This is a genomic window from Brevundimonas goettingensis, from assembly GCF_017487405.1.
Lineage (GTDB): Bacteria > Pseudomonadota > Alphaproteobacteria > Caulobacterales > Caulobacteraceae > Brevundimonas > Brevundimonas goettingensis.
Genome location: NZ_CP062222.1, coordinates 1,673,254 through 1,696,022, shown reverse-complemented (window position 1 = coordinate 1,696,022; position 22,769 = coordinate 1,673,254). Strand labels below are relative to the sequence as shown.

Annotated in this window: 13 protein-coding genes; 7 read left to right on the top strand and 6 right to left on the bottom strand. The window is 66.8% G+C overall.

Features of this window, described 5'->3' with window-relative positions; translation table 11 throughout:
* Positions 1-107: 107 nt before the first annotated feature.
* From IFJ75_RS08390 to IFJ75_RS08375, 4 genes are all read left to right on the top strand, one after another.
* Complete coding sequence (locus IFJ75_RS08390) at positions 108-683, top strand: RNA polymerase sigma factor (RefSeq protein ID WP_207932535.1); 576 nt, start codon at positions 108-110, stop codon at positions 681-683.
* Positions 680-1,627, top strand: coding sequence for a FecR family protein (locus IFJ75_RS08385; RefSeq protein ID WP_207932123.1), 948 nt, complete (start codon positions 680-682; stop codon positions 1,625-1,627). The genes IFJ75_RS08390 and IFJ75_RS08385 overlap by 4 nt, the downstream gene beginning before the upstream one ends.
* A 118-nt stretch (positions 1,628-1,745) precedes the next feature.
* Positions 1,746-4,796 (top strand): TonB-dependent receptor, encoded by a 3,051-nt coding sequence (locus IFJ75_RS08380; protein WP_207932122.1) that lies wholly within the window; start codon positions 1,746-1,748, stop codon positions 4,794-4,796.
* Positions 4,797-4,935: 139 nt separating this feature from the next.
* On the top strand, positions 4,936-5,973 hold the full coding sequence (locus IFJ75_RS08375; protein WP_207932121.1) for a pectinesterase family protein: 1,038 nt from the start codon (positions 4,936-4,938) through the stop codon (positions 5,971-5,973).
* Between the two features lie 232 nt (positions 5,974-6,205).
* On the opposite strand, the gene IFJ75_RS08370 is transcribed toward IFJ75_RS08375, so the two are convergent.
* Complete coding sequence (locus IFJ75_RS08370; protein ID WP_207932120.1) at positions 6,206-13,318, bottom strand: hypothetical protein; 7,113 nt, start codon at positions 13,316-13,318, stop codon at positions 6,206-6,208.
* A 1,070-nt stretch (positions 13,319-14,388) separates the two neighbouring features.
* Here IFJ75_RS08370 and IFJ75_RS08365 point away from each other — a divergent pair.
* Positions 14,389-14,760 carry a hypothetical protein gene (locus tag IFJ75_RS08365; protein WP_207932119.1) on the top strand — a complete coding sequence of 124 codons (372 nt, stop codon included), beginning with the start codon at positions 14,389-14,391 and terminating at the stop codon, positions 14,758-14,760.
* 50 nt (positions 14,761-14,810) lie between these two features.
* Positions 14,811-15,509 (top strand): MgtC/SapB family protein, encoded by a 699-nt coding sequence (locus IFJ75_RS08360; RefSeq protein ID WP_225897055.1) that lies wholly within the window; start codon positions 14,811-14,813, stop codon positions 15,507-15,509.
* A 737-nt stretch (positions 15,510-16,246) separates the two neighbouring features.
* Here the strand turns inward: IFJ75_RS08360 and IFJ75_RS08355 are convergent.
* The 3 genes from IFJ75_RS08355 to IFJ75_RS08345 form a co-directional block, all read right to left on the bottom strand.
* Positions 16,247-17,029, bottom strand: coding sequence for a metallophosphoesterase family protein (locus IFJ75_RS08355; protein ID WP_207932118.1), 783 nt, complete (start codon positions 17,027-17,029; stop codon positions 16,247-16,249).
* Between the two features lie 10 nt (positions 17,030-17,039).
* A complete protein-coding gene (locus IFJ75_RS08350; protein WP_207932117.1) occupies positions 17,040-17,828 on the bottom strand; it encodes a nucleotidyltransferase family protein in 789 nt (262 codons plus the stop codon).
* 1,779 nt (positions 17,829-19,607) lie between these two features.
* On the bottom strand, positions 19,608-19,889 hold the full coding sequence (locus IFJ75_RS08345; protein WP_207932116.1) for a hypothetical protein: 282 nt from the start codon (positions 19,887-19,889) through the stop codon (positions 19,608-19,610).
* Between the two features lie 157 nt (positions 19,890-20,046).
* Between IFJ75_RS08345 and IFJ75_RS08340 the strand changes: the two genes are divergently transcribed.
* Entirely contained in the window at positions 20,047-20,436 is a 390-nt protein-coding gene (locus tag IFJ75_RS08340; RefSeq protein ID WP_207932115.1) for a hypothetical protein, read from the top strand.
* On the opposite strand, the gene IFJ75_RS08335 is transcribed toward IFJ75_RS08340, so the two are convergent.
* Both IFJ75_RS08335 and IFJ75_RS08330 read right to left on the bottom strand, forming a co-directional pair.
* Positions 20,433-20,714 carry a hypothetical protein gene (locus IFJ75_RS08335; RefSeq protein WP_207932114.1) on the bottom strand — a complete coding sequence of 94 codons (282 nt, stop codon included), beginning with the start codon at positions 20,712-20,714 and terminating at the stop codon, positions 20,433-20,435. The two genes, IFJ75_RS08340 and IFJ75_RS08335, sit on opposite strands and share 4 nt — an antisense overlap.
* A gap of 58 nt (positions 20,715-20,772) precedes the next feature.
* Positions 20,773-22,641, bottom strand: coding sequence for a S8 family serine peptidase (locus tag IFJ75_RS08330; protein WP_207932113.1), 1,869 nt, complete (start codon positions 22,639-22,641; stop codon positions 20,773-20,775).
* Positions 22,642-22,769: the final 128 nt, after the last annotated feature.

Sequence of the window (22,769 nt, the reverse complement as noted above, 5' to 3'; positions counted from 1 at the left end):
GCGCCCCGAGCTCATAAGAGACAATGACGACATGGCGGAATAAATCCGTTGCTCGATATGACGGATATCTCCCGCCTGTGCATCGTGTTCGGAAAAGCGGGTAGGTGATGGCCCCGACCGGGAAACCTCAGGACGACGCGGACAGGATCCGCTGGCTGGCGCGCGAAATCCTCCCGCACGAGGCGGATGTGCGCGCCTGGTTGCGGCGATCCCTTGTTCTGTCCGGTGAGGTCGACGACGTGGTTCAGGAAGCCTACTGCCGACTGGCGGACATCGCCAATTTTCAGCGCATTGTCTCTCCAAGAGCCTATTTCTTCCAGACCGCGCGCTCCATCGTCCTGGAGCAGATGCGCCGGGCTCGCATCGTTCGTATCGAGGCGGTGACGGAAATCGACGCCCTGCGCATCGAATGGGACGAGCCCTCGCCGGAACGTATCGCCGGCGGGAGAAGGGAGCTTGCCCGCGTCATGGATATCGTCGCGACCCTGCCCGAACGTGCGCGCCGGATTTTCGAAATGCGCAAGATTCTCGGCCTCTCCCAGAAGGAGATCGCCGAGCGGCTCGGCGTGTCCCAGAACGTGGTTGAGAACGAGGCCGCCCGCTCGTTGAAGGTGGTTCTGGCGGCGCTGCAGACGACGCCGGACGAAACCGTCGCCGGACGGACAGGGCAGCGACGCGCATGACCGGAGTCGAGACGGTTCAGCAGATTCAGGACGAGGCCGCAGACTGGGCGGTTCGGCTCGACGCGGGCGAGCTCGACGGCGACGGTCAGGGTCGTCTCGACGCTTGGCTGGCCGGCGATCCGCGCCGCCGCGGCGCCCTCTTGCGCGCGAGAGCGGGTCTGGAACTGATCTTGGAGCCGGAACCGGGCGAGGTTCGCGACGCGATGTCCCGTCCGCGGCGTATGGATCGTCGCACGCTTTTCGGCGGGCTTGGCGCGGCGGCGGCGGCGGCGGCGCTCGGGACGTTGGCGCTCATTCCGGTTCTGAACGATCGGCGCTACAAGACCGATATTGGGGAGATTCGCAGGGTGCCGCTCCGCGACGGTTCGCTGGCGGCGATCAACACCGACACCGAAATCGCGGTCGATCTGCAGCCCCGGCAACGCGCCATTCGCCTCGAGCGTGGCGAGGCCTGGTTCCAGGTCGCGAAAGATCCGTCGCGCCCCTTCGTCGTCACAGCGGGAGACGCGCGGGTGCGAGCGGTCGGCACGGCCTTTTCAGTGCGCCGCCGCGTCATGGGCGTCGAGGTACTCGTCACCGAAGGCGTGGTCGAGGTGTGGAGCGGCAAATCCGGTGCGGCGCGTCGAGTCTCCGCCGGCAACCAGATCTTCGTGAGCGACAGCGCCGGCCCCGCCAAACCGCTGCACCGGCCACTGGAAATGGATCGTGCTCTCGCTTGGCGGGACGGTCAGATCGTTCTGGACGGCGACACCATCGCGGCGGCGGTTCATGAGTTCAACCGCTACAATGTCCGCAAGATCGTCGTGACGGATCCCCAGCTCGAAGGCCGGCGGATTGTGGGCTGGTTCCATACCAATGAGCCCGATAGCTTCGCGCGCGCGGTGGCGGCGTCGGAAGCCGCCGAGCTCGATGTGAGCGGCGACGTCATCCTGCTCGGCGGCTGAAGCCTCGCATTTTTTTTCGTAGGATCCCGACGGAAAATCCGCGGTCGATCATCGCTCAAGACGGAACCCTCGTCAGAAGGGTCCGGGACATGGAAACGAGAAAAGGGGAGGCAGTCTCATGCCGTTCACGTGCAATACCGTCGTTAAGGCGAGCCTGATGGTCGCCGTCAGCTCCATGGCGCTCGCGAGCGCCGGGGGGGCTCTGGCCCAGTCCAGACAGTTCAACGTTCCGGCCCAGGCGGCGGCGACCGGCGTGCCGGAGTTCGCTCGTCAGGCCAATCTGCAGATCCTCGCGCCGGCGTCCGCGGTCGCCGGTCAACGCACCGCCGCTGTTCAAGGCGTCTTCGGCGTGGATCAGGGCCTGTCGCGCCTTCTGACCGGCAGCAATCTCGTCGTCGCCTCCAATGACAGCCGCACAGCCGTGCTCGCAGCGGCCAGCCCGGTCGTTCAGGTCTCCACGACCTCCCAGTCGGTGCCCGCTCCAGAGCAAGCCCAGGACGACACGGCGACTGAAATCGACTCCATCGTGGTAACCGGTTTCCGTGCGTCTCTCGGCAGCGCCCTGAGCGCCAAGCGCCGCGCCAACGGCGTGGTCGATGTGATCAAGGCCGAGGACATGGCCGATTTCCCGGACGCCAATCTGGCCGAATCCATTCAGCGAGTTCCGGGCGTCTCCATCGCCCGCGACGCCGGGGAGGGGAGGCAGATCACGGTGCGTGGTCTCGGACCGCAGTTCACGCGCGTGCGCATCAACGGGGTCGAGGGGCAGAGCACGGCTTCGGGCACCGACAGTTCGGGCGGCGCTAACCGCAACCGGGCCTTCGACTTCAACGTCTTCGCCTCGGAACTCTTCAACAGCATTACCGTGCGCAAGACGGCGTCTGCTGAAACCGAAGAGGGCTCGCTCGGGGCTACCGTCGACCTGCAGACCGGCCGTCCGTTCGATTATCGCGGCGCCAACCTCGCCCTGTCGGCCCAGTACGGCTACAATGATCTGTCGCAGGAGTGGGACCCGCGCTTCGCGGCCCTGGCTAGCAACACTTGGCTCGACGGCCGTCTCGGCGCCCTGGTTTCGGTCGCCTACACCAAGCGCCGCCTGCTGGAAGAGGGCCATGGCTCGGGCGGCTGGCTGAACGGGACCGAAGCCGGCGGCTTCAACCCGGCTTCGCCCTACACGGCTGCCAGCCGCGCCGACGTCTATACGCCGCGCTTCCCGCGCTACGGGCGGCTGACTCACGACCAGGAGCGCCTAGGCCTGACCGGGTCGCTGCAGTTCCGGCCCCAGGACACGACCCTGATCAACCTCGACGTCCTCTACTCGGACTTCAAGGCGACCCGTCAGGAGAACTGGCTGGAGGCCCTGTCCTTCGCCCGCAACGCCTCCCAGGGCGGCCGACCCGAGATCATTGTCCGCGACGGCGCGATCAACTCCAACGGCGAGATGGTCTACGGCCTGTTCGACGACGTCGACATCGAGACCGAAACCCGTTTCGACGAGCTCGACACCAAATACACCCAAGGCACTCTGACGCTGGAGCACCAGTTCAGCGACCGCTTCCGGGTCAAGGGTCTGGTGGGCTGGTCGAAGTCGGACTTCGACAACCCGGTCCAGACCACGGTGATCCTCAACCGCGAGAACACGGACGGCTATTCCTACGATTACCGCGACAACCGCAACCTGCCGCTGATCAACTACGGCTTCGACGTCACCAGCCCGGCGGCCTACAATTTCGGCGCCGCTCGGTCGGAAATCCGCCTGCGGCCCCAGGGCGTGACCAATACGATCAAGACCGGCCAGTTCGACGCCGCCTATGACCTGAACGACAGCCTGACCCTGAAGGGCGGCGTCAACTACAAGGAATATGCGTTCGACTCCTGGGCTCTGGCCCGGGTCAACGAATCCGTCGTACCGCAGCTGCCGGCGGGGTTGACCCTCGCCAGCCTGACCCAGCTGGTCAGCGGCTTCGGGCGCAATCTCGGCGCGCCCTCGGGCACGGTCACGAGCTGGATCGCGCCGGACCTCAACGCCTTCGCCGATCTGTTCAACATCTACAGCGGCACGGGCCTGTTCGAGCTCAGCGGCGCCTCCAACGCCAACGCGCGGGGGAATATCCGCAGCGTGACGGAAAAGGACACCGCCGCCTATCTCCAGCTCGACTTCAACACCCAGCTCGGTGCCGTGCCGATCCGCGGGGATGTCGGGGTCCGCTACGTCAAGACCAACCAGAGCTCGACCGGCTATCAACTGGTCGCCGGCGCGGCCCAGCAGACGACCGTCGAACGCGACTACGACGACGTCCTGCCGGCCCTGAACGTCACGGCCGAGATCTCGCCGGACTTCCTCGTACGGTTCGGCGCGGCCAAGGTGATGACGCGGCCCAACCTGGGCAGCGTGACGCCGGGCGGCAGCCTCAGCACGGTCGGCGTGTTCAGCGTGAGCTCCGGCAATCCGGAACTGGATCCGATCCGGGCCACGACCTACGACCTGTCCGCCGAATGGTATTTCGCGCCGGACGCCTTGCTGTCGGTCGGCCTGTTCTACAAGGACATCGAGAGCTACATCCAGACCTCGCGCGTCTCGATGCCGTTCAACCAGTCGGGCCTGCCGCTCGAGCTTCTGAACGGCCTGGGCGTCTCGGCCAGCGACGTCTTCCTGTTCAGCCGGCCCGTCAACACCGAGGGCGGCCCGCTGAAGGGCATCGAGATCAGCTACCAGCAGCCGTTCAGCTTCCTGCCCGGACCGTTCGACAACCTCGGCGCCATCTTCAACGTCACCTTGGTCGATTCCGAGATCAGCTACATCTCGGCGCGCTCTCCCACCGGCTTCGTGGACAACGACCTCGTCGGCCTGTCGAAGACGGCCTACAACGCCACCCTCTACTATGAGGACGACCGCTTCAGCGCCCGCGTCTCGGCCGCCTATCGCGACCGCTATCTGACCGCCGTGCCCAGCGGCACCAGCACCAACGACATCGACGGCGTGAGGGACATTGTGACGGTGGACGCCTCGGCGTCCTGGGCCCTGACCGACCAGGTCAAACTCACCTTCGAGGGTCTCAACCTGACGGACGCCTTCAACGAACAGTACACCGACAGCCGCCGCGACGGCACGGTCGTCTACTCCCACACCGGCCGTCAGTATAATTTCGGCGTGCGCTACAGCTTCTAGACTTCCTCCTCCCGAGGATTGGGCGTCGGCGGCTTCGCTGGCCGGCGCCCGCTTTTTCTTTGAGGCTTCAATGTCTTCGTCCGTTTCTCGTCGTCTGATCCTTACCGCGGCGGTCGCCGCACCCTTGAGTGGGAGGGCGATGGCCGCAGACGCGACACGTTACGACGCCGTGGTGTCGCGCTCAGGGATCGCGCGTATTCCGGGCGTTCCCGCCTATCCGGATCTGACGGCCGCCATCGCGGCCGCGCCTGCGGATGGCGTTCGGCCGTTTCGCATCCTGATTGGGCGGGGCATCCATGACGGACAGGTGGTGATCGACAAGCCCTTCATCCATCTGGTGGGAGAAAGCCGGACGGGTTCGGTGATCAATCATCTCGCGGCGTCCGGTCTGGCCGCGCCGGACGGCCGCAACTGGGGCACCTTCCGCACCCCGACGCTGTTCGTCCGCGCGCCGGATTTCCAGGCCCGCAACCTCACGATCAACAACGCCTTCGACGGCCTGGCCGAGATGACGAAGCCTGGCGGTCTGCACTCGCACAATGGCGCGGGGCCGCAGGCGGTGGCGCTGATGCTGGACAAGGGCTCCGATCGGGCCGTGCTCCGCGACTGCGACATCCTCAGCTATCAGGACACCCTGTTCCCGGACGCCGGGACCGCCCTGTTCGAACGTTGCCTGATCGTGGGCAGCTATGACTTCATCTTCGGCGCAGGCCGGGCCTGGTTCGAGGCCTGCGAAATCCGCTCGCGGCCCCGCCCGGTCGATCCCGTCGACGGCTATATCGTCGCGCCGAGCACACCGGTCGACCAGCCCTTTGGCTTCGTCTTCCATCGGTGCCGCCTGACGAAGGAGGCGGGAACGGCGAGGGGGTCGGTCTATCTGGGACGGCCCTGGCGGCCGTCGAGCGCCTTCCCGGACGGTCGCTACGGCGATCCCCGCTTTGTCGCCGCCGCCAGCTTCCTCGACTGCTGGATGGACGACCACATCGCCCCGGCCGGCTGGACCGAAATGTGGTACACCGGCAAGGACGGCAATCCCCGCACCATGCTGCAGCCGGAGGACGTCCGGTTTTCGCAGTACGGGTCGCGTGGCCCGGGCCGTGCGGACTTCGCAAGAGGAGTGACGCTCACCTCCGCCCAAGCCGCCGCGATTACGCGCGTTGCGGTCATCGGCGTCTAGGCACCCATCTCAAGGGACGACGGATCAAGTGGCCAGCAGCAGGACCCCGGACTCTGGCACATTGGGGATTGCGGCCGGCGAGACATGTCCAATTTTAGGAGGCGAGCTAACGTCCGCTCCTGGCGCTTCGGGGACGCTCGTCACTGGAAGGGCAGGGCTGTGGGGGTTGATGAAAGCAAAGGGCCGCGTCTCCTGCGAGACGCGGCCCTTGTGTCGACATCTGCGCGGTGGATCAGTAGCGCAGGCGCAGGCCCACCGAGGCGCCGATGGCGCGGGTCTCATCGCTGTAGCGGCCAGTGACGTCGCCGAAGACTGTCCAGCCGTTGACTGACTGGCTGGTCAGGCCGGCCTTGACCTCGCCATAGGCGTTTTCGAATTGATCGGGGACGCGCAGGTCCGGACCGGCGCTGCCGACCGTGGCCGCGTTCTCCGACAGGGCTTCGCCGACGGCGCGGACCGAGACGTTGTAGCGGGTCGTCCAGCTTCCGCCGATCGACGTGTCGCCGGAGACGCGCGCGCCCAGCGACGGACGCAGGCTTTCGCCGTCCTCGAAGCGGAAGTTCGAACCCACCGCGACGAAGTCGTCCACCGAGGTGTTGACGTAGGCCAGGGCCGCCGTCGTCTCGATGAGCGTGCCCATGATGAAGGGGGCCCGGAAGCCCGCCTCGACCGTGGCGCCCACAGAGGTGATGTCGGTATCCGCATGGGTGAAACCGGCGAGGCGAGGGGCCTTGATCTCGGCGTTCAACTGGTTGGCGCCGACCGTGCCCGCGACGAACCAGCCGCCCCGAACGAAGGTGGCGTAGGCGCCGGCCGACCAGCCGTCCATGTCGATGGAGGTCGACTGTTTGTCGAAGTCGGCGCTGGAGTTCACGTAACCGACCGAGGCGCCGAAGACGACGTCGCCGTCCATCATCGGGCGCACCGCGTCGATGCCGATCGTCGCCGAGCTGAGGTCCTGGCCGTAGGAGGCGTCATAGTGCTTCACGCCGGCCAGGGTCGCTTCGTAGCGGTCGACCTCGCGGGCGGTGTGCGTGCCCTGGACATCGACCCAGAAGCCGCCGGCGCGTTCGCCGGCCGCCAGTTGATCGCGGACCTCGGCCTGACGGGCCGCGCGCGGCGCCGTCTCGTACCAGGCGGCCTGGGCCTGCGAGGCCAGGGTCGAGAACTGGTAGGCCTGGACCTTGGGCAGGCTGACGAGAACGGTCTGGCCCGAGGCGTTGACGCCCAGCTGGCTGAAGAACAGGCCCGGCTTGTCGATGGCGCCGCCGAAGACGCCCGCGTTGTAGAAGCTGGAGCCTGCGTCGAGGACGAAGTCGCCGGCGTGGGTCGAACCATTGACCACCACGATGCCGGTCGGGTTGTAGGCGCCGAAGCCGGTCGTCGTATCGCGGATCGCCACCGAGGTGACGCCCGAGGTCGTGCCCACGGTCAGGACGTCCGAACGGCCGCCGGGGGCGATGGCCGTGTCGATCAGCAGGCGTGCGCCTGTCGTGCCGACGTAGTTGGCGCCCGTGGCGACGATAGCGTCGCCGAGGACGCCGTTCATCAGGTTCAGCGAGCCGGCGTTATTGAAGGTCGTCAGGCTCGTCAGGAAGAAGCTTGAGCCGCTGGCCGTGACCGGGCTGAAGCCGACGAAGATCTGGCCGTTGTTGTTGAAGACGTTGGTTCCGCCGCGGAAATCGAAGTTGGTGACAGTTCCCACGGTCACCAGCTGGCCGGCGTTGGTGAAGGTGTCATTGCCGGCGCTGAAGGTCGACAGGCCGCCGGTCTGGAAGGTGGTGCCGGCTCCGCCCGAAATCTGGCCGGTGTTCGATCCGGTCAGGGCCGAGAAGTCGATCTGGCCGGAGATGACGCCGGAGTTGTTGACGACGACCGAGCCGCCGGTGGCGCGGATGGCGGTGGTGAACGGCGAGCCGCTGACCGCCTGGACCGTGGCGCCCTGGGCGACGTTGATGGTCGAGCTCGTGCCGGAGGCGGTGTTCAGCGCGATGACCGAGTCCGTCGCGCTGTTGACACGACCGGCGACGACGGCGCCGGAGGCGATGGTGATCGTCCCGCCGCCGGCCGAGTTGGCCAGAATGGCCGGGCCGCCCGCCGAGACGACGTTGCCCTGGATGTTCAGGTTCAGTCCGCCCGTGCCGGACGAGGCGTTGATCGCCGGTCCGCTGCCCGAGGTGATTGCGCCGGTGTTGGTGACGACGGTCGAGCCGGAGCCCGTCGAGGTCGCCACGATGCCGGAGGTGGCGCCGGAGACGGCGCCGCCCGCCGTGACGACGACCGGGCCGTTCCCGCTGACGGCCTGGAGGCCGATGCCGCTCAGGCCGGTGATGGTCGTGCCGGGCGCCGAGGTGACGGTGACCGCGCCGTTGCCGGTCGAGGCGACGTAGACGCCCTGACCGCCTTCAACGAGGCCGCCCGTCGCGGTGTAGGAGACCGGGCCCGCCCCCTGGACCACAACGCCGTAGGCGCCGGGGTCGATGACGCCGCTGGAGGTCACGTTCACCGCGCCGGTCCCGCTGTTGACGGCGTAGATGCCGGCGCTCTGGAGACCCGTACCCGCCGAGACATAGATGCCGCCCGACGAGTTGATGTTCAGCGCCCCCGCGCCGGAGGCGATGCTGGCGTAGATGCCGGTGCCGACGGTGTTGCCGGCGCCCGCCGAGCCGATCGAACCAGCCTGGTTGATGGTGATGGCGCCGGTCTGGGTGACCGCCTGGATGCCGACCGTAGCGCCCGGAGCGATCGTGCCGCCCGCCGCCGTATTGATCGTCACCGTTCCCGAGGTGGTGGTGGCGCTGATGCCGACGTTGGAGGCGTTGATCGCGCCCCCGGAGGTGATGGCGATATTGCCGCTGTTCGACGCGCCGCTGACAGAGGCGACGATGCCGTTGGCGACCCTGTTCGCGCCCGCCCCGCCGATCTGGGCCTGGTTGTTGATCGTGATGTTGTTGGCGCCGGTCGCGCCCGTGGCGTTGGCGAAGATGCCGGTGCCGCCGATGGCTCTGAGGGTTCCCAGCGCGGCGGTGTTGATCGTGGTGGAGCCCAGGCCGTTCAGGTTGGCGTTGATCGCGATCTGGCTGGCGCCGCCGGAGACGACGCCCGCATTGGTCGTGATCGCGATGCCCGAACGGGCCGTTGTGCCGGTGCTGGACACGTCGATGCCGCGATAGGTGCCGCTGATGCCGCCCGCCGCCGTGTTGACGGTCACGAGCGAGTCACCGCGTCCGTCGGCGAAGATGGCGTCCCAGGTTCCGTTCGTGCCCGAGAAGGCAGTGACGTTGCGGGCGTTGATCGTGATGTCCCCGCCGACCGTCTGGGCGCTGATCCCCGATCCGCCGGTCGAGGTGATCGAGTCCGTGCTGGTGATCGAGATCGTGTTGGCCGCCAGGGCGCCGTTGTTGACGGCGACGATGCCGAAGCCTGAGGCTGCATTGATCGGGGCGGCGACGTTCACGACGACCGCGCCGTTGGGGTTCGCGCCCTGGCTGGCGGCGACGATGCCACGCGTTCCGGCGTTGACGCCGTTGGCGTAGACCGAGACGTTGCCCTGGCTGGTGGCGAAGATCCCCGTCGCGCCCGCCGAGACGGCGCCGAGGCGCTGGTTGGCGCTGCCGATCGTGGTGGCGCCCGTGCCGATGTTCGCCGCATCCACGCCATTGGCGCCCGCGCCCGAAATGATGTTGGCGACGTTGTTGATGCTGATGCTGCCGGCGCCGGAGTTGTTGGCGGCGATGCCGACGCCCAGGGCGTTGATCGCGCCGGTTCCGTTGATGGTGATCGCGCCGCCCGCGGCATAGGCTTCGACGCCGCGTCCGGCGGCGGCGGTGACGCCGGCCGTGTTGATGGCGATGGCGCCCGCACCCATGGTCTGGCCGTAGACGCCGCCCGCGGCGCCGCCGGTGACCAGGCCGGTGGAGGTCAGGCTGACGTTGCCGCCGCTCGACAGGCCGAGCACGCCGAAGCCGCTGGTCGCCGAGGCGTCCAGGACATAGCGCGAGCCGCCGGTCTGGTAGGTGACGCCCGTGCCGCCGTTGGCGGTGACCGCGCCGGTTGCGATGGTGACATTGCCGCCCGACTGGCCAAAGACCGCCGGACCGCTGGACGAGGTGACGCCTGCAGTGCGCAGGGCCACGGCGCCATTGCCTGCGATGGTGCCGACGACGCCGCCGATGGCGCCGGAGACCTGGCCGCGCGCATCGATCAGGATATTGCCGCCGTTGGTATGGCCGTAGACGCCGTACTGGTTCGTGCCGGTGACGGCCGCCGTCGACAGGACGTTGATGCCGCCCGCCGCGCCGTCCGACAGGGCGTAGATGCCGTCATAGCCCGTTACCGCGCCGCTGGTGTTGATGGTGATCAGGCCGTTGCCCTGCGACTCGGCGAAGACCGCGCTGTTCGAGCTCAGGGTCTGGGACGCGGTCGAGAGGATGGCGCCGTTGGTCGCGATGTTGATGTCGCCGCCGACCGTCTGGGCGCTGATGGCCGTCCGGCCCGTGCCGGTGACCGCCCCGGTGTTGATGGTCAGGCTGTTGGCGGCGAGCGAGCCGTTGTTGACCCCGATAATGCCCCAGGAATTGAGCCCGACGACCGGACCCGTGACGTCGATCAGCACGCGGCCGTTCGGGTTGGCGTACTGGTTGGCCGCCACAATACCGCGCGTGCCGCCCGATACCGAGGAGGCGTAGACCGAGACGTCGCCGGCGCCGAAGGCGGTGATGCCTGTGCCGGTCGCGCCGTTGGCCGTGACCGCCCCGAGGCGGTTCGTCGCCGACCCGACGGTGACGGCGCCGAGGCCGGTCGTTACCGCCGCGATGCCGTTGGCGTTGGTGCTGGTCACGGGGCCGGTGGACAGGATGCTGATCGTGCCGGCGCCGCTCGTAGCCGCCTGGATGCCGAATGACGAGGCCTGGACCGGACCGGTGGTGGTGATGCCGACATTGCCGCCCTGGGCGACGGCCGCGATACCACGGGCGTTGGTCGAGGTCGCGCCGGCGGCGTAGATCGTGATGTTACCGGTCGTGGCGGTGGTCTGGGCCGCGATGGCGTCAGCGGTGACGGCCGAGGTCAGGCCGCTGGCGTTGATGTTCACCGAGCCGCCCATGGAACTGCCGAAGACGCCGAAGCCGACGTCGGCGGTGGCGTTGGCGATCGAGGGGCTGTTGGCCGTGGTCGAAATGACCTCGGCCGTGCCGCCGGTCGCCGCGACCGTGGTTGTCGAGACGTTGACGTCGCCGGCGCCCGTGGCGAACACGCCCGAGCCGCCCGTGGTGGTGATGGCGCCGATCCGGTTGGTCTGGCCGATGTTGACGCCCGCCGAGCCGACGGCGACGGCGCGGATGCCCTGGTAACCGTTGATGGCTCCGGTGTTGACGGTGATCAGACCGCCCAGACCCAATCCATCATTCTCGATGTCGACGCCGCGGAAGGAGGCGTTGATCGATCCGGTTGTGACGCCGATGTTTCCGCCATTGTTGGCGACCGCGTAGACGCCGGTCCAGCCGTTGTTGTTGCCGTAGGTCGAGGTGATGTTACCGGCGGTGATCGCGGTCGCGCCGCCGTTGGAGAAGCTGTAAATCCCGGAGCCGCCGGTCGAGTTCACGTCGGCGACGCGGACCGTGTTGGTGTTGGACGCCAGCGCGCCATTGTTGACGACGGTGACACCCTGGCCGTTGTTGGCCGTGACCGTGCCGTTGACGTCGATCAGGACCGCGCCGTTGACCTGGAAGTTTCCGCCCGAGGTCTGGTTCGAGGCCAGGACGCCCCGGCCCGCGCCGGTCACCGTTCCGGCATAGATCGAGATGTCGCCGCCCGAGGTGACGAAGATGCCGTTGGAGCCGCCAGTGACGGTCCCCACGCGCTGGTTGGCCGCGCCGACGGTCGCCGAGCCGAGGCCGACGTTGCGGCTGTCGATGCCGCTCAGGGTTCCGCCGTTGACGGGTCCGGTGGCGCTGATGGTGGTCGCGCCCGCTCCGGCGCTGACAACGTAGATGCCGCCCTGGGCGCCCGATATCGCGCCGGTGGTCGCGATGTTGACCGCGCCGGTCGTGGTCGTGGCGGTAATCGCGCGGTCGTTCGGCGCGTTGACGGCGGCGGTGTTGATGGTCACCGAGCCTGGGCCGCCGGCGACGATGCCGACGACGCCGCCGGTGGTGGCTCCCGCCAGGTTGATGTCGATCGCGCCTCCGGCCGAGGTGCGGGCATCGACGGCGCGCGTGTTACCGATGATGGCCGAACCGGCGTCCAGCGCGCGGATGGCGATGGCGCCCGAAGTCGCGTTTGCGGTGACGCCCGTCGCGCCCCGCACGGTGTTGGCGCCGTTCAGGGTGTAGTCGACGTTGCCGGCCTGGCCCGACAGATAGACGGCGTCGAAGCTGGCCGAGGTGACGGCGTTGGTGCCGACGGTGACGGTGCCCGCGCCCGTGGTCGAGGCATAGACGCCGTTCTGGCCGCCGGTGATCGCGGCGGTCGCGTTGACGGCGACATTGCCGCCCTGCGAGGTCGCATTGACGCCGCGCACGGTCGGGGCGGTGGTCCCGCCGATGACGCCGCCGACGTTGACATCCACCGCGCCCGCGCCGTTCGAGACGGCGTTGATGCCGATTTGGCCGCCGTCGATCGTGCCGCCGGCGCCCGTGGTGATGCTGATCGCGCCGGGCGTGGCGCCGTTGGCGAAGGCGCTGATGCCGGTGGCGTTGTTCTGGGTCAGGCTGATCGCGGTGGTTACGCCGGCGGCCTGGCCGATGGTGATCGTCCCGCCGTTGCTCTGGGTCGAGATGCCGTACCCGCCTGCGGTGATCGTCCCGCCGGTCGAGTTGACCAGGACCGTGCCGGTCGCGCTGTTGCTGCCGGCGAACAGGGCAATGGTGTTGGAGTTGATCGTGTTGGCCCCGTTCAGCAGGCTGACATTGGCGGCATTGCTGTTGGCTGACAGCGCCGCGCCATTGCCTGCTGCCGCGAAGGTCGAGCCTCCGGCGCTGGCGTCAATCGTGACGTCATACGCCTGGCCATACAGGCTGACGGCGGTGGAGGCCGACTGGATGCTGGATCCCGACAGTATGTTGACGATCAGCGGGTTGGTCGCGCCGTTCTGGAGATTGGCGGTGAAGCTGGTCTGGTTGGCGCTGGCGCGGCTGTCGATGACGGCGCCGGTCAGTGTGACGATGTCGCCGTCGGCGCCATAGACCCCGACGCTCGAGTTCGCGCCGCCATCGGAGATAAAGCCTGTCAGGGTGGTGATGGCGCCAGCCGTCAGGGCCTGGCCCGGTGCGCCGACCTCGGTCTGCTGGGCATGGGCGACGGGGGCCATCGCGGCCAGCACCAGCGCCGACGCGCTGGTCATCATCGCCGCGGAACGCGTTTTAAACATGATCACTTGGACAAACCTCTGGCGCCCGGAACATTTCCAGCGCGAAACACGCGAGGGCCTTACGCTATCGACGGTGAAATAAATGGTTGATTTTTTTAGTGTTCCAGAATTGGGACGTCGGTCGGATGGTTTCGGAACCTTTGTCCGACATCGCCTCGACCGGGCGGAATTGCGGCTCACAATCCCGACTGGCCGGAGGCGTTTGACCGACGCAGCCGTTTAGGGTGTCGGAGGCTCCGTTCGTCTATCCGACGATGCGGGCGACCGACGACTGGGGGGGCCTGGAAGTCGAGACCGGCGGCGCCCTCGTCTGGAGCGAGGGACGGCGAGCGATGGTCAAGGCTCCTGTTGACGTCTTCGGATCCGGGCAGGGATGGCGGCTCAGGCTGGCGAAGGGGTGAGCCATCGCGCCTGGCGACGGCCATGGCGGTTATCGCGTGGTCTGCACGCGAGACTGTGGCGATTGAGCTGGCGGCCGCCGCCTCCTGACGGCGGGTGTGAGGCCCCGGCGTGGCTCCGGCGCCGAACCTCGAACACTTCGAAGGGTGTGTCGGCCAGGGTTGTCAGAACCGGCCGGGGCCACATCATGGACGGGCGTGCTCTTGCGGGTCTTGCCTCCGGGACGCCGCGATGGACGTGGCCGTGCACGACGAGACGTGGTCAGCGCGGCCGATGGCCTTGGCAACCCTTTCCGGCGGCGGTGGGTCGATGATTGCAGTGTCGAGGGTGGCGGCGTGGGCTCTGATCGGGGCCGGTGTGACGTTGGAGATCCTCGCGGCGTTCCCTCGTGTCCCGACATCCGCCAGTCCGGCCAATCCGTGGGCGCCGGATCAAGACTGTCCAGCGTGTTGCGGAGAACGGCGACTTGTCCATCCTCCGCCCGCACCTTCAGCCCGGCGACTTTGCCGCGTCATCTAGCCGGCTGGAAGCGAAACTGCCGGAAGAGCCTCCAGATCAGCCTTTGTCAGGGTCGTCGCCAGATCCGTGTCGGTCCCTCGCACGACCGGCGTCAGACCTGACAGCGGAATCCTGACGAAGCGATCCGGATGGCTGTCCTCGATTTCAACGAGCAGTTGGTCGACCGATCCGTCGGCGCCTTTGATGACCTGGGCGACGTCACCGATTTCCGCGCCGCCGGCGCCGACGAGCTCGGCGTCAAGGAGCTGGGCCTCGGTCAGGCCCAGCGCGACGATGGACGGCCCGGAAACCACTGCGCTGGCCTCCGCCTGTCGTTCCATCCTGTCCTCGGCTGCGTCATTTCCGTCGCTACAGGCGACCAGCAGGCCTGCAAGGCCGAGGACGAGGGGAAGGGCTTTCATGGGACATCCTTTCAAACGACTGTTCTGAACGGCGTTCTGCTGCCGCAGTTTCCGACCTGTGACGATGTGAGGCGGTTCCCGGCTGCAGAAGTTTGTTAACGGAGAAGGGGCGGGCGAACCGGACAGCCGGCCGTCGATCTGATTGGCCGATGATGTTTGAACACCTGCCCCCGATGGCCCCCTCGATCTTCGGAGCCCTGGTCGCCGGCGGCGTGATCGGGTTCGAGCGCGAATGGCGCGGCCGGCCCGCAGGTCTGCGCACGCACATCATTGTCAGCCTGGCGTCAGCCCTCCTGATGCTTGCGTCTATGTCCCAGGCGGACTGGGCGTTTCATGCCCTGCCCGAAGAGAACATTGTCACAGACCCCACGCGCATGGCGCATGGCATCCTGACCGGCATCGGGTTCCTGTGCGCCGGCGTCATCTTTCGCACCGGTTTCACGGTTCATGGCCTGACCACTGCAGCCTCGCTCTGGATTACATCGGCGATCGGGATCCTTTTCGGCGCCGGTCTTTATGGCCTGGGGATTGCGGCGACGCTCACAACGGCTTCGGTTCTGATCGTGCTGCGGGCGATCAGCGCCCGGATGCCGACCCGAGCCTATGTGGATGTGGAGGTCAGCTGGCGGCGCGGAGATGATGGCTCGGAGGCGGCGATCGAGGCCGGGCTCCAGGCGATCGACAAGACCGCTCGGCCCGGGATCTTCGAACTGATCGAAGACGGACGGGTCGTCCGGCGGACGTGGAGAGTGGGTTCGGGCGGAGAGACAGATATGAAACTCCTGGCCTGGCGATTGTGCGAGATCGAGGGTGTCATCGGCTACAGGTTCGTTCCCCGCGACGATTGAGCTCGGGTCGTCGTCCGGGGCGCCGATGGTGACATTCAAGGCTTGAGGCAGTGAAGGTGACCGATGACCGGAAGCCATGGCTCATCAAGGTTCGCGTCGGATAAGCAAGGGCGTCGCGCCCGGCCAAGTCGGTTCGGTGACGGCCAGGGCAAAGTTCGCGTCCCTGCTTCTGGCGGGCATCCGCACCCTCGGGGACGGTAGCTTCCACAGAGGCATGGGGACTGACATGAGCGGACGTGTCAGACCGCTCAACTGGCCGCGCAGACCGTCGTGCGACCCGGCTGTCGGTGTGATTGCAGTCCGGATGCTGGCAAACCGGCAGCGGCGCGCCCGAAGCGCCCGTTCACATAGGGTCGGCCTGGCATCTAGCGCTGAGTCCTGACGTTCAACTTCATGCAAGATTTGATGAAGCGCGTGCGGTCCATGCACGATTGAAGGCACTGGCGATGGCGGTTTTCGATCTTCCAAGTGACAAAGCCTTCCGAGGTCTTCGCTCTCCTGCTTCGGGGCGGATCATCTCCGCGAAGCGTTTGGGGGCCGGGACAACGGCATGGCCACGAACGAGGCGAAAACCTCGTGATCCCACCGTTGCGCCTCTATTGCTTGCCGTCGCCGCCGCCGACAGGATCCGCGTGGTCGGGGCGCGCGCCCTGAAGGATGACATGGACAGGTTCAAATTGAGCCTGACCCTGCCGCCGTCGCGTAGGCGGCTGTGAAGCCTTGGCGTGCCTCCCGCGCTAGACCTCGAACACGCGATAGGGAGTGTCGCCCAGGGTTCGAAGGACGGGCAGGGCCACGTTATAGACGGGCGTGCCCTTGTGGGTCTTGCCCTCGGGCGCGCCGCGATGGGCGTGGCCGTGGACGACCAGGCTGATGTTGTCGTACCGGTCGATCGTCTCGGCCAGCCGGGAAGACCCGAGGAAGGCGTGGATTTCCGGAGGCTCGCCGACGACGGTGTCGACCACGGGCGAATAGTGGAGCAGCACGACCGAGCGTTCCGTTCGCAGGGTGCGGATCGAGTTCTCGATCAGATTGGCGTCCTCGACGGCCTCCTGGACGAAAGTCTTGATCGAGCTTTCGCCAAACGAACTCAGCATATAGCGCCCGAAGCCGCCGACGAACCCCTTGCCGCCGGCGAAGCCGACCCCCTCGATCTCATAGGCCTGACCGGTCAGCATCTTGACCCCGGCGTCGCACAGCATCTTCGTCACGTGCTCGGGCTGCCCGCATTCGTGCTCGTGATTGCCCAGCACCCCGACCATGGGGATTTTGCAGGCGCGGATGTCTTCGAGCAGGATCTCCACCTCGCGCGTCTTGCCGAAATTGGTCAGGTCGCCACACAGGCACAGGACGTCGGCGTCCTCATGCACCTGTTCGAACAGACCGCGGTGGGGTCGGTCGTGGTTCTCGCCGACATGCAGGTCGCCGACGGCGGCGACGCGCAGCTTCTTCTTCGGACCGGTGTCCATACCGGGCTGGGGCGTCTGCGGGGCGGACGAGGCCGGGGAAATATCGCTCATGCCGTCTCCTTCAGTGACCGAGGTTGACCGGATCGTGCCGCTCGTCGAGCCCCTTGCCAACCACGTCGCCGAAGCCCCATTCGGAGATGTCGAGAACGTAGTCGCGCGCGCTGAACAGCCGCCCACGGCAGACCTTCACCCGGGGCGAGGGCAGGGTGACCTGGGCCTGCAGCCGTTCGGTCAGCTCCTGCATGAGCCAGGCCGGCGCCTTGTCCCGTTCGGTCGGATAGGCAAAGCGGAAGTTCAGGAGATGGGCCATCAACACCTCCCAGTAGAGATCCATCTGATCCAGCAAGGCCTTCCAGTCGATGGCGTCCGACTGTTTGAGGATGATGTGGTTCACATCGGCGCCGTCATAGCGATAGCGGTCCTGGATGAAGACCTTGGACAGGATCAGGGCCGTCGGCGGGGTGATCGCGACCTCGTGGCCATAGACCTGAATACGGTCGTCGCCGAACCAGCTGTCGTTGACCGCGATGGTGCCGTTCGACATGGCGAAGATGACGTCGAAGAAATGCTTCTCGTCCTTCCAGACTTTCGCGATCCAGCGCTCGTCCTCAACGTCGGTGCGGTAACCGCGGGCCTGGAAGAAGGCCAGGATCCGAGGATAGTCGCCGGGCTTGCAGAAGACATCCAGATCCTTGGTCGGGCGGCGGATGCCCGTATAGGCCGTCACCGCATAGGTGCCGCTGAGCAGGAAGGGGATGCCGCTTTCCTTCAGGAGCCGCAGGCTTTCCTCATAAAAGGCGAGGGCGTCCTCAGGCGGATGAAAGGTCGGTTCAATGGCGGTTTCGGACACGTTGGCTCACCCGTTCGCAAGCGCTGACAACGAGGCTCAAGGAGAGGGGGTTCCGCCGCCGCGGGCGCTGAATCCGTTTCACAGGCCCGGACGCGAGCCGGCTCACTCAATTTGGATTTTCGTGGCCTTCGGAATCATTCCCGCCTCGGACCATTGGCGGTGCCGGCCAGCCTCAGAGCCGTGGGACATACGATGATCAGACGTATTCAGGATGACCGCGCCCTCTTGGTCACCGGCGTTGCCGCAGCGACGGGGCTTTCGCTCAGTCTCGCGACGATCGTCGCCGCGTTCGTACGCTGAGCCATCGCGTTTGCGATCTGTTTCGCGCCTCTGAATATGGGCCTGTCTAGGGGTGAGCCTGCGCGGTCATCGGACTGCCGCCCGCGAGCGGTCCCCTCTCCCTAGGCGAAACGGGAATTGGCCTCTGCCCGAAGTGGACTCGCCCAATGTCCGGGGAGCGTGGGAAGCGGATGTAGGCTGTCGAGGGCTCGCTCCGTATACTGGACAAGGAGTGATGCTAGCCCGATCTCGAAGTGGGGAGCGGCTCATGCGCGACCCAACAGCCTTCCATGGCCCTTCGCGCGGCCACGCCCCAATCCGCAATAGCGCCCGCGTTTGATGAGAACTGCGAGTATGCCGGATATCGGTCAACCTGCTGCGCGCTGGTGGTCCAGAGGGTCCAGCTTACCCCGTCCAGAACCGTCTGGGGAAACTCTGGAGGCCATTTGAAGCCTGGGATCACCGCGCGTGGCGGATCGAGCGTTTGAAACTGCTCGGCAAGGCGAAGCAGCGCAGGGCATCGATCGCTATCGGTCCAAGTGATTTGATCCGGCCGGCCAGCCCGGCGATCCAACCGTCTGGCCACGAAACGAAGTCGCGTCGGACGCCCTGTAGGCGCGCCCTCAGACGTAGGATTTAGATAAAGCGATATCGAGCCGGAGAAGGTCTGAAACGCATCGGTCCAACGCCAGCCCAGTAGAGCCGGATTGTAGTTCCAGAGAACTTCATCGTCGACACCAACGGCTTTAACAAGAGGGCGTCCCTCGGCCTGACTAAGGCTTGATTTCGGCACGGCAGCCGCTGCTGGGACCGAGGCTACTAAGGCAGCACATAAGGTGACGACATAGGGAAGCTTTCGCATGTCCAGACGATCGCATGCTGTCCTGGCTGTGTGAAGTTTGACCCGTCTATGTCCGCTATGGGTCGAGAGCGGTCTTTGGCCAACTGACCGATAGGGGACCTGTCGCCCGGGGGGAGGTCGGGGCTCCGCGAGCGTCTGTCGAACAGCTCCGGAGCCCCGGCCGGCGTCAGGTGGGGCGTCGACCGGCGGGGGCAAGATAGCCTGCACGGACGGCTGCGCCATGGGGTCTTTCGTACCGCTACGGTTTGCGATCGCTTCTACCCGAAGGTTCGCGGCAGACCTGCACGCACCCACGCCGTCCACTGGTCTCGTAGCCATTCGCGCATATGGGTCACCTCGATCTGAGCTGACCAAGCGCGCGCCTTGCGCGGCCGTTCCCGCGTCCACAGAACCACCCACAATCGGATCGGACGGGCGTTGCTCCCGCTGAAGTCCGCCCCCGGGCGCAGATGGGACGTTGACGCCGTTCCAGGGCGCGATTGCAAAGGGACGGCTCGTCTGTCGGAAACCTTGCGCGAGGCCTGACTAGTGCCTCGCCTCGCTTGAACCGACGTTTGCGACCAACTCCCGATTGACGATCAGTCGCAGCAGCGCGCTTTAAGGTGTTGATTTAAGGAACCAAATCTGAACCGCCGCTGTCAGGCCGTCTCAAGCTCGGGCTGGCGGACGTCGGGCAGGTTGACGAGGTTCGGCGGGGACTCAGGGTCAAGCGGAGGTAGACAGACGAACCGGGCCTCGGTCGTGCTGTTGCGAAGCTTCAGACGCAGTCGGACGAGCTTGCCCGCTTGAGCCAGTCTGAAGGCCAGCGCCCGGGCGGTCTCCTCGGCCGCTCGCCCTGTCCTGAACACCATCGGGTTGTCGACAGTATCCGCTTGAACGGCCCAGCCGCGGGCGAGGGGTTCAACGACGATCGTTTCCATAGGTCCTCCGCTGAATGGCCCGCGAGGCCTCCAGGCTCGCCGGCGGCAGTGATTTTGGTTTCGGGCGTATCGCCGTCAAGAGGTCGCGGAACCTGCGGCTTAGCTGGAACGCCCGCAGCTAGCTCTCGTTGTGGCCTCACCTCAGGAGATGCCCGCCATGACGCCAGAAGAACCGAACCGCCACGAGAAGGCCGCCGAGGCGGTCCGCGAAAACCGACCGGTGAAGGCGGAGTTTGTCCGCGGCGGACGCCCCGGCGTGCCCGTTCTCGTGATCCTGATCGTATCCACACTCGCCGCGGCGTTGGCCATGTTCGGGCTTTGGACGCTTTTCCACGGCGGGTTTGCTGCAGAGAAGCCCAATGTGGGTGGCGATGTTGCCGATGTCCGCGCGTTCGAAGGCGACGCGGCCCAGGGACCGCCGACAGCCGACGCTCCGACGACATCGACGGGTGAGGCCCAGCCTGTTCCGACCGGCGAAGCGCCCAACGTCAACGCGCCGACCGTGCCTTCCAACACTGTCGAGCCCGTTCCTACTCCGCGGCGCTAGCGCGTCGGAACGCGGAATTCCAGCTCGCGATAGGGCTCGCCCCGCTCACCGGCCTCGGCGCGGGTCATGACGCCCGTCATCTCTGTCGCTCCGACTGCGACCTTGATGTCCCGGATACGGATTCCGTCAACGAGGGTCCTTGGCTTCGTCGAGAGGGCGGCGATGCTCGCAATCCAGTCATTGGTCTGGACGGTGATCAGCCCAGGCATGGCGTCGGGACTGCCGGCAGCCTTGGCCTGCATGTCGTCGAGAATCTGGTGGAGCTGGGCGGGCGTCATGCTGGCGGTCTAACCGAGTCGCGTGTGCCCGTCCGGGTCTGAGCTGTCAGAATTCAGCCTAGCTCGGGTCCTGGGGTTGAGCGCGCGCCCACAGGACCGCCTTTTGCGGATGCACCAGGGGCAGGCCGTCATCGCTGATCGGGGTCGCCGTAAGGAGGAGACCCCGGATCACCGCCTGCGGTGACAGCTGCGGAGCCACCGCAAGCATCGAAGCGGCCACGCGGGCGACGAACGGCGAGGCGAATGACGTGCCCGACGACCGCATGACCTGGCCGCCTGGACCGCGTACCAGGTTTCCTTCGGCCAGGGCATACAGTTTCACCTGGGGTCCATAGGTGGTGAAGGTCGTCGGCAGGCCCGTCACGCCGGTTCCCCCGATGACGAGCAGATTGGGCGTGTCGATCGAGGAGGGCGCGCTCCCGCCGTCGACGTCCGCGCGGTCGGTATTTCCGGCGCCGGCGATGAAGAGGATGTCGGGGCAGTCCCGCATCAGGGCCTCGATCCCCGCTCGCGCCGTGGCGTAGATGGCCGCGCCCCGCGCCGCGGCCCGGTCGGGGTCGGTCTCTGCGCCGGTCTGCAGCAGGGTCGTCGCCGCCTCCTCCTTGTCGAATCCCCAGCTCATATTGACGACGCGCACGCCAGCGCCCCGCATCCGACGGCAGACCCCGGGCAGGATCGCCGCCCACCGCGCGGCGTCGTCCTCCAGCACCGGGACGCGCTCTGGACTGTTGCCGAAGGGGATGGCGTTGGCCCCGTACAGGCGCACGAACGGCGCCGGATCGGCGATCAGGCTCGCAACCCAGGTCCCGTGAGACCAGGCGCCCCATTCCTCGGTCGCAAGCGTGTCTTCGATCTGTTCCTGGATGCCGGCGTTTCGCGCCCGTTCGGCGACAAAGCGGGATTCCGGGGTGTCGTCGCCATAGGCGAGATCGCGCAGACCCTTTTCGAGCGCGGTCTGAAGCCCGAGCCGTGCGGCGAGCACCGGCGAGGGCGGGGTGACCACCTCGGCCGTGGGCCGAAGGTGAAAATCGAAGGTCGGCCCGAACGCGTCGTCGATCACACCATTGTCGTCGTTGTCGACGCCATCGAGAGGTTCGGCGGGATCGAAGGCCAATCGCCCTGCGAACAGGGTACGATCAAAGCCGCTCTCGAGAACAGCGACGGTGACAGGCCGGGCCCCCTCGAGATCTTCGGTCGCAGGCTCGCGTGCCGGCCAGATGTCGGCGGGCCGATGTGAGGGAACATCCAGCCAGGCCTTGAGGGCGGCGGCCATGGTTTCGCGGCAGGGCGGCACATAGACCGCCTCGGCGGCCATGCCGGCCAGGGCGAGGCCGCCCATGATGTCGATCGACCCTTGCGCCCTGGCTTGCGGATCGACCACCAGGGCGGCGCTCCCGGCGTGGAAGGCCGGGCTGGCGGTCTGGGTGACGCCGTAACGGCTCAGCACCTCATCGCGGACCACGGACGGGTCTGCAGACTCCAGCGTTCTGGACAAGGTTCTGACGGCAACGTCGCAGCGGGCCGGGACCGGGGCCGCGGCGCCGGCCGCCATGGCCTCTCTGACCAGATACCCCACCTGCTTCATCTGAGGTTTGGATTCGTGGGTCCGCTGCTCCCGGATCAGGGCGACGGAGTCGTCGGGGCGACCTTGCAGGAGGGCGATGGAGGCCAGGCCGATCCGCAACCGGGCCTCGATTTCCGGGTCGGTGATCCGGTAGTCCGACAAGAGCCGTTCGCCCTCGCGCCGGATGTGGGGCACAAGCGCGTCCAGGAACGCGGGTGTCAGATAGATTTCACTCGGAGGACCTGCGACCTCGAAACGGGTCGCAGGGAGATCGGCGCGGGAGGCGATGACGGGTCTGGCGTCCTGGGCCGAGGCGCCGGTCGCCATGACGACCCAGGCCGCAGCCAATATAGCGATCCGCATCCTTGTTCCCCCTCGATCAGCCCTCAGGTTACAGCGACGGTTTCGCACGACAAGGGTTTGTGAAGCTCGCCGGCGGTCATGGGCCCTTAGGAGGCTTGGGGCCCGTAAACCGGGTGATGCTCGGTGGA

What these genes read in the sequence shown, in the direction of transcription:
- IFJ75_RS08390 (WP_207932535.1), top strand. Translation starts at nt 108, where the DNA reads ATGGCCCCGACCGGGAAACCTCAGGACGACGCGGACAGGATCCGCTGG.
- IFJ75_RS08385 (WP_207932123.1), top strand. Translation starts at nt 680, where the DNA reads ATGACCGGAGTCGAGACGGTTCAGCAGATTCAGGACGAGGCCGCAGAC.
- IFJ75_RS08380 (WP_207932122.1), top strand. Translation starts at nt 1,746, where the DNA reads ATGCCGTTCACGTGCAATACCGTCGTTAAGGCGAGCCTGATGGTCGCC.
- IFJ75_RS08375 (WP_207932121.1), top strand. Translation starts at nt 4,936, where the DNA reads ATGGCCGCAGACGCGACACGTTACGACGCCGTGGTGTCGCGCTCAGGG.
- IFJ75_RS08370 (WP_207932120.1), bottom strand. Translation starts at nt 13,318, where the DNA reads ATGATGACCAGCGCGTCGGCGCTGGTGCTGGCCGCGATGGCCCCCGTC.
- IFJ75_RS08365 (WP_207932119.1), top strand. Translation starts at nt 14,389, where the DNA reads ATGGCTGTCCTCGATTTCAACGAGCAGTTGGTCGACCGATCCGTCGGC.
- IFJ75_RS08360 (WP_225897055.1), top strand. Translation starts at nt 14,811, where the DNA reads ATGATGTTTGAACACCTGCCCCCGATGGCCCCCTCGATCTTCGGAGCC.
- IFJ75_RS08355 (WP_207932118.1), bottom strand. Translation starts at nt 17,029, where the DNA reads ATGAGCGATATTTCCCCGGCCTCGTCCGCCCCGCAGACGCCCCAGCCC.
- IFJ75_RS08345 (WP_207932116.1), bottom strand. Translation starts at nt 19,889, where the DNA reads ATGGAAACGATCGTCGTTGAACCCCTCGCCCGCGGCTGGGCCGTTCAA.
- IFJ75_RS08340 (WP_207932115.1), top strand. Translation starts at nt 20,047, where the DNA reads ATGACGCCAGAAGAACCGAACCGCCACGAGAAGGCCGCCGAGGCGGTC.
- IFJ75_RS08335 (WP_207932114.1), bottom strand. Translation starts at nt 20,714, where the DNA reads ATGACGCCCGCCCAGCTCCACCAGATTCTCGACGACATGCAGGCCAAG.
- IFJ75_RS08330 (WP_207932113.1), bottom strand. Translation starts at nt 22,641, where the DNA reads ATGCGGATCGCTATATTGGCTGCGGCCTGGGTCGTCATGGCGACCGGC.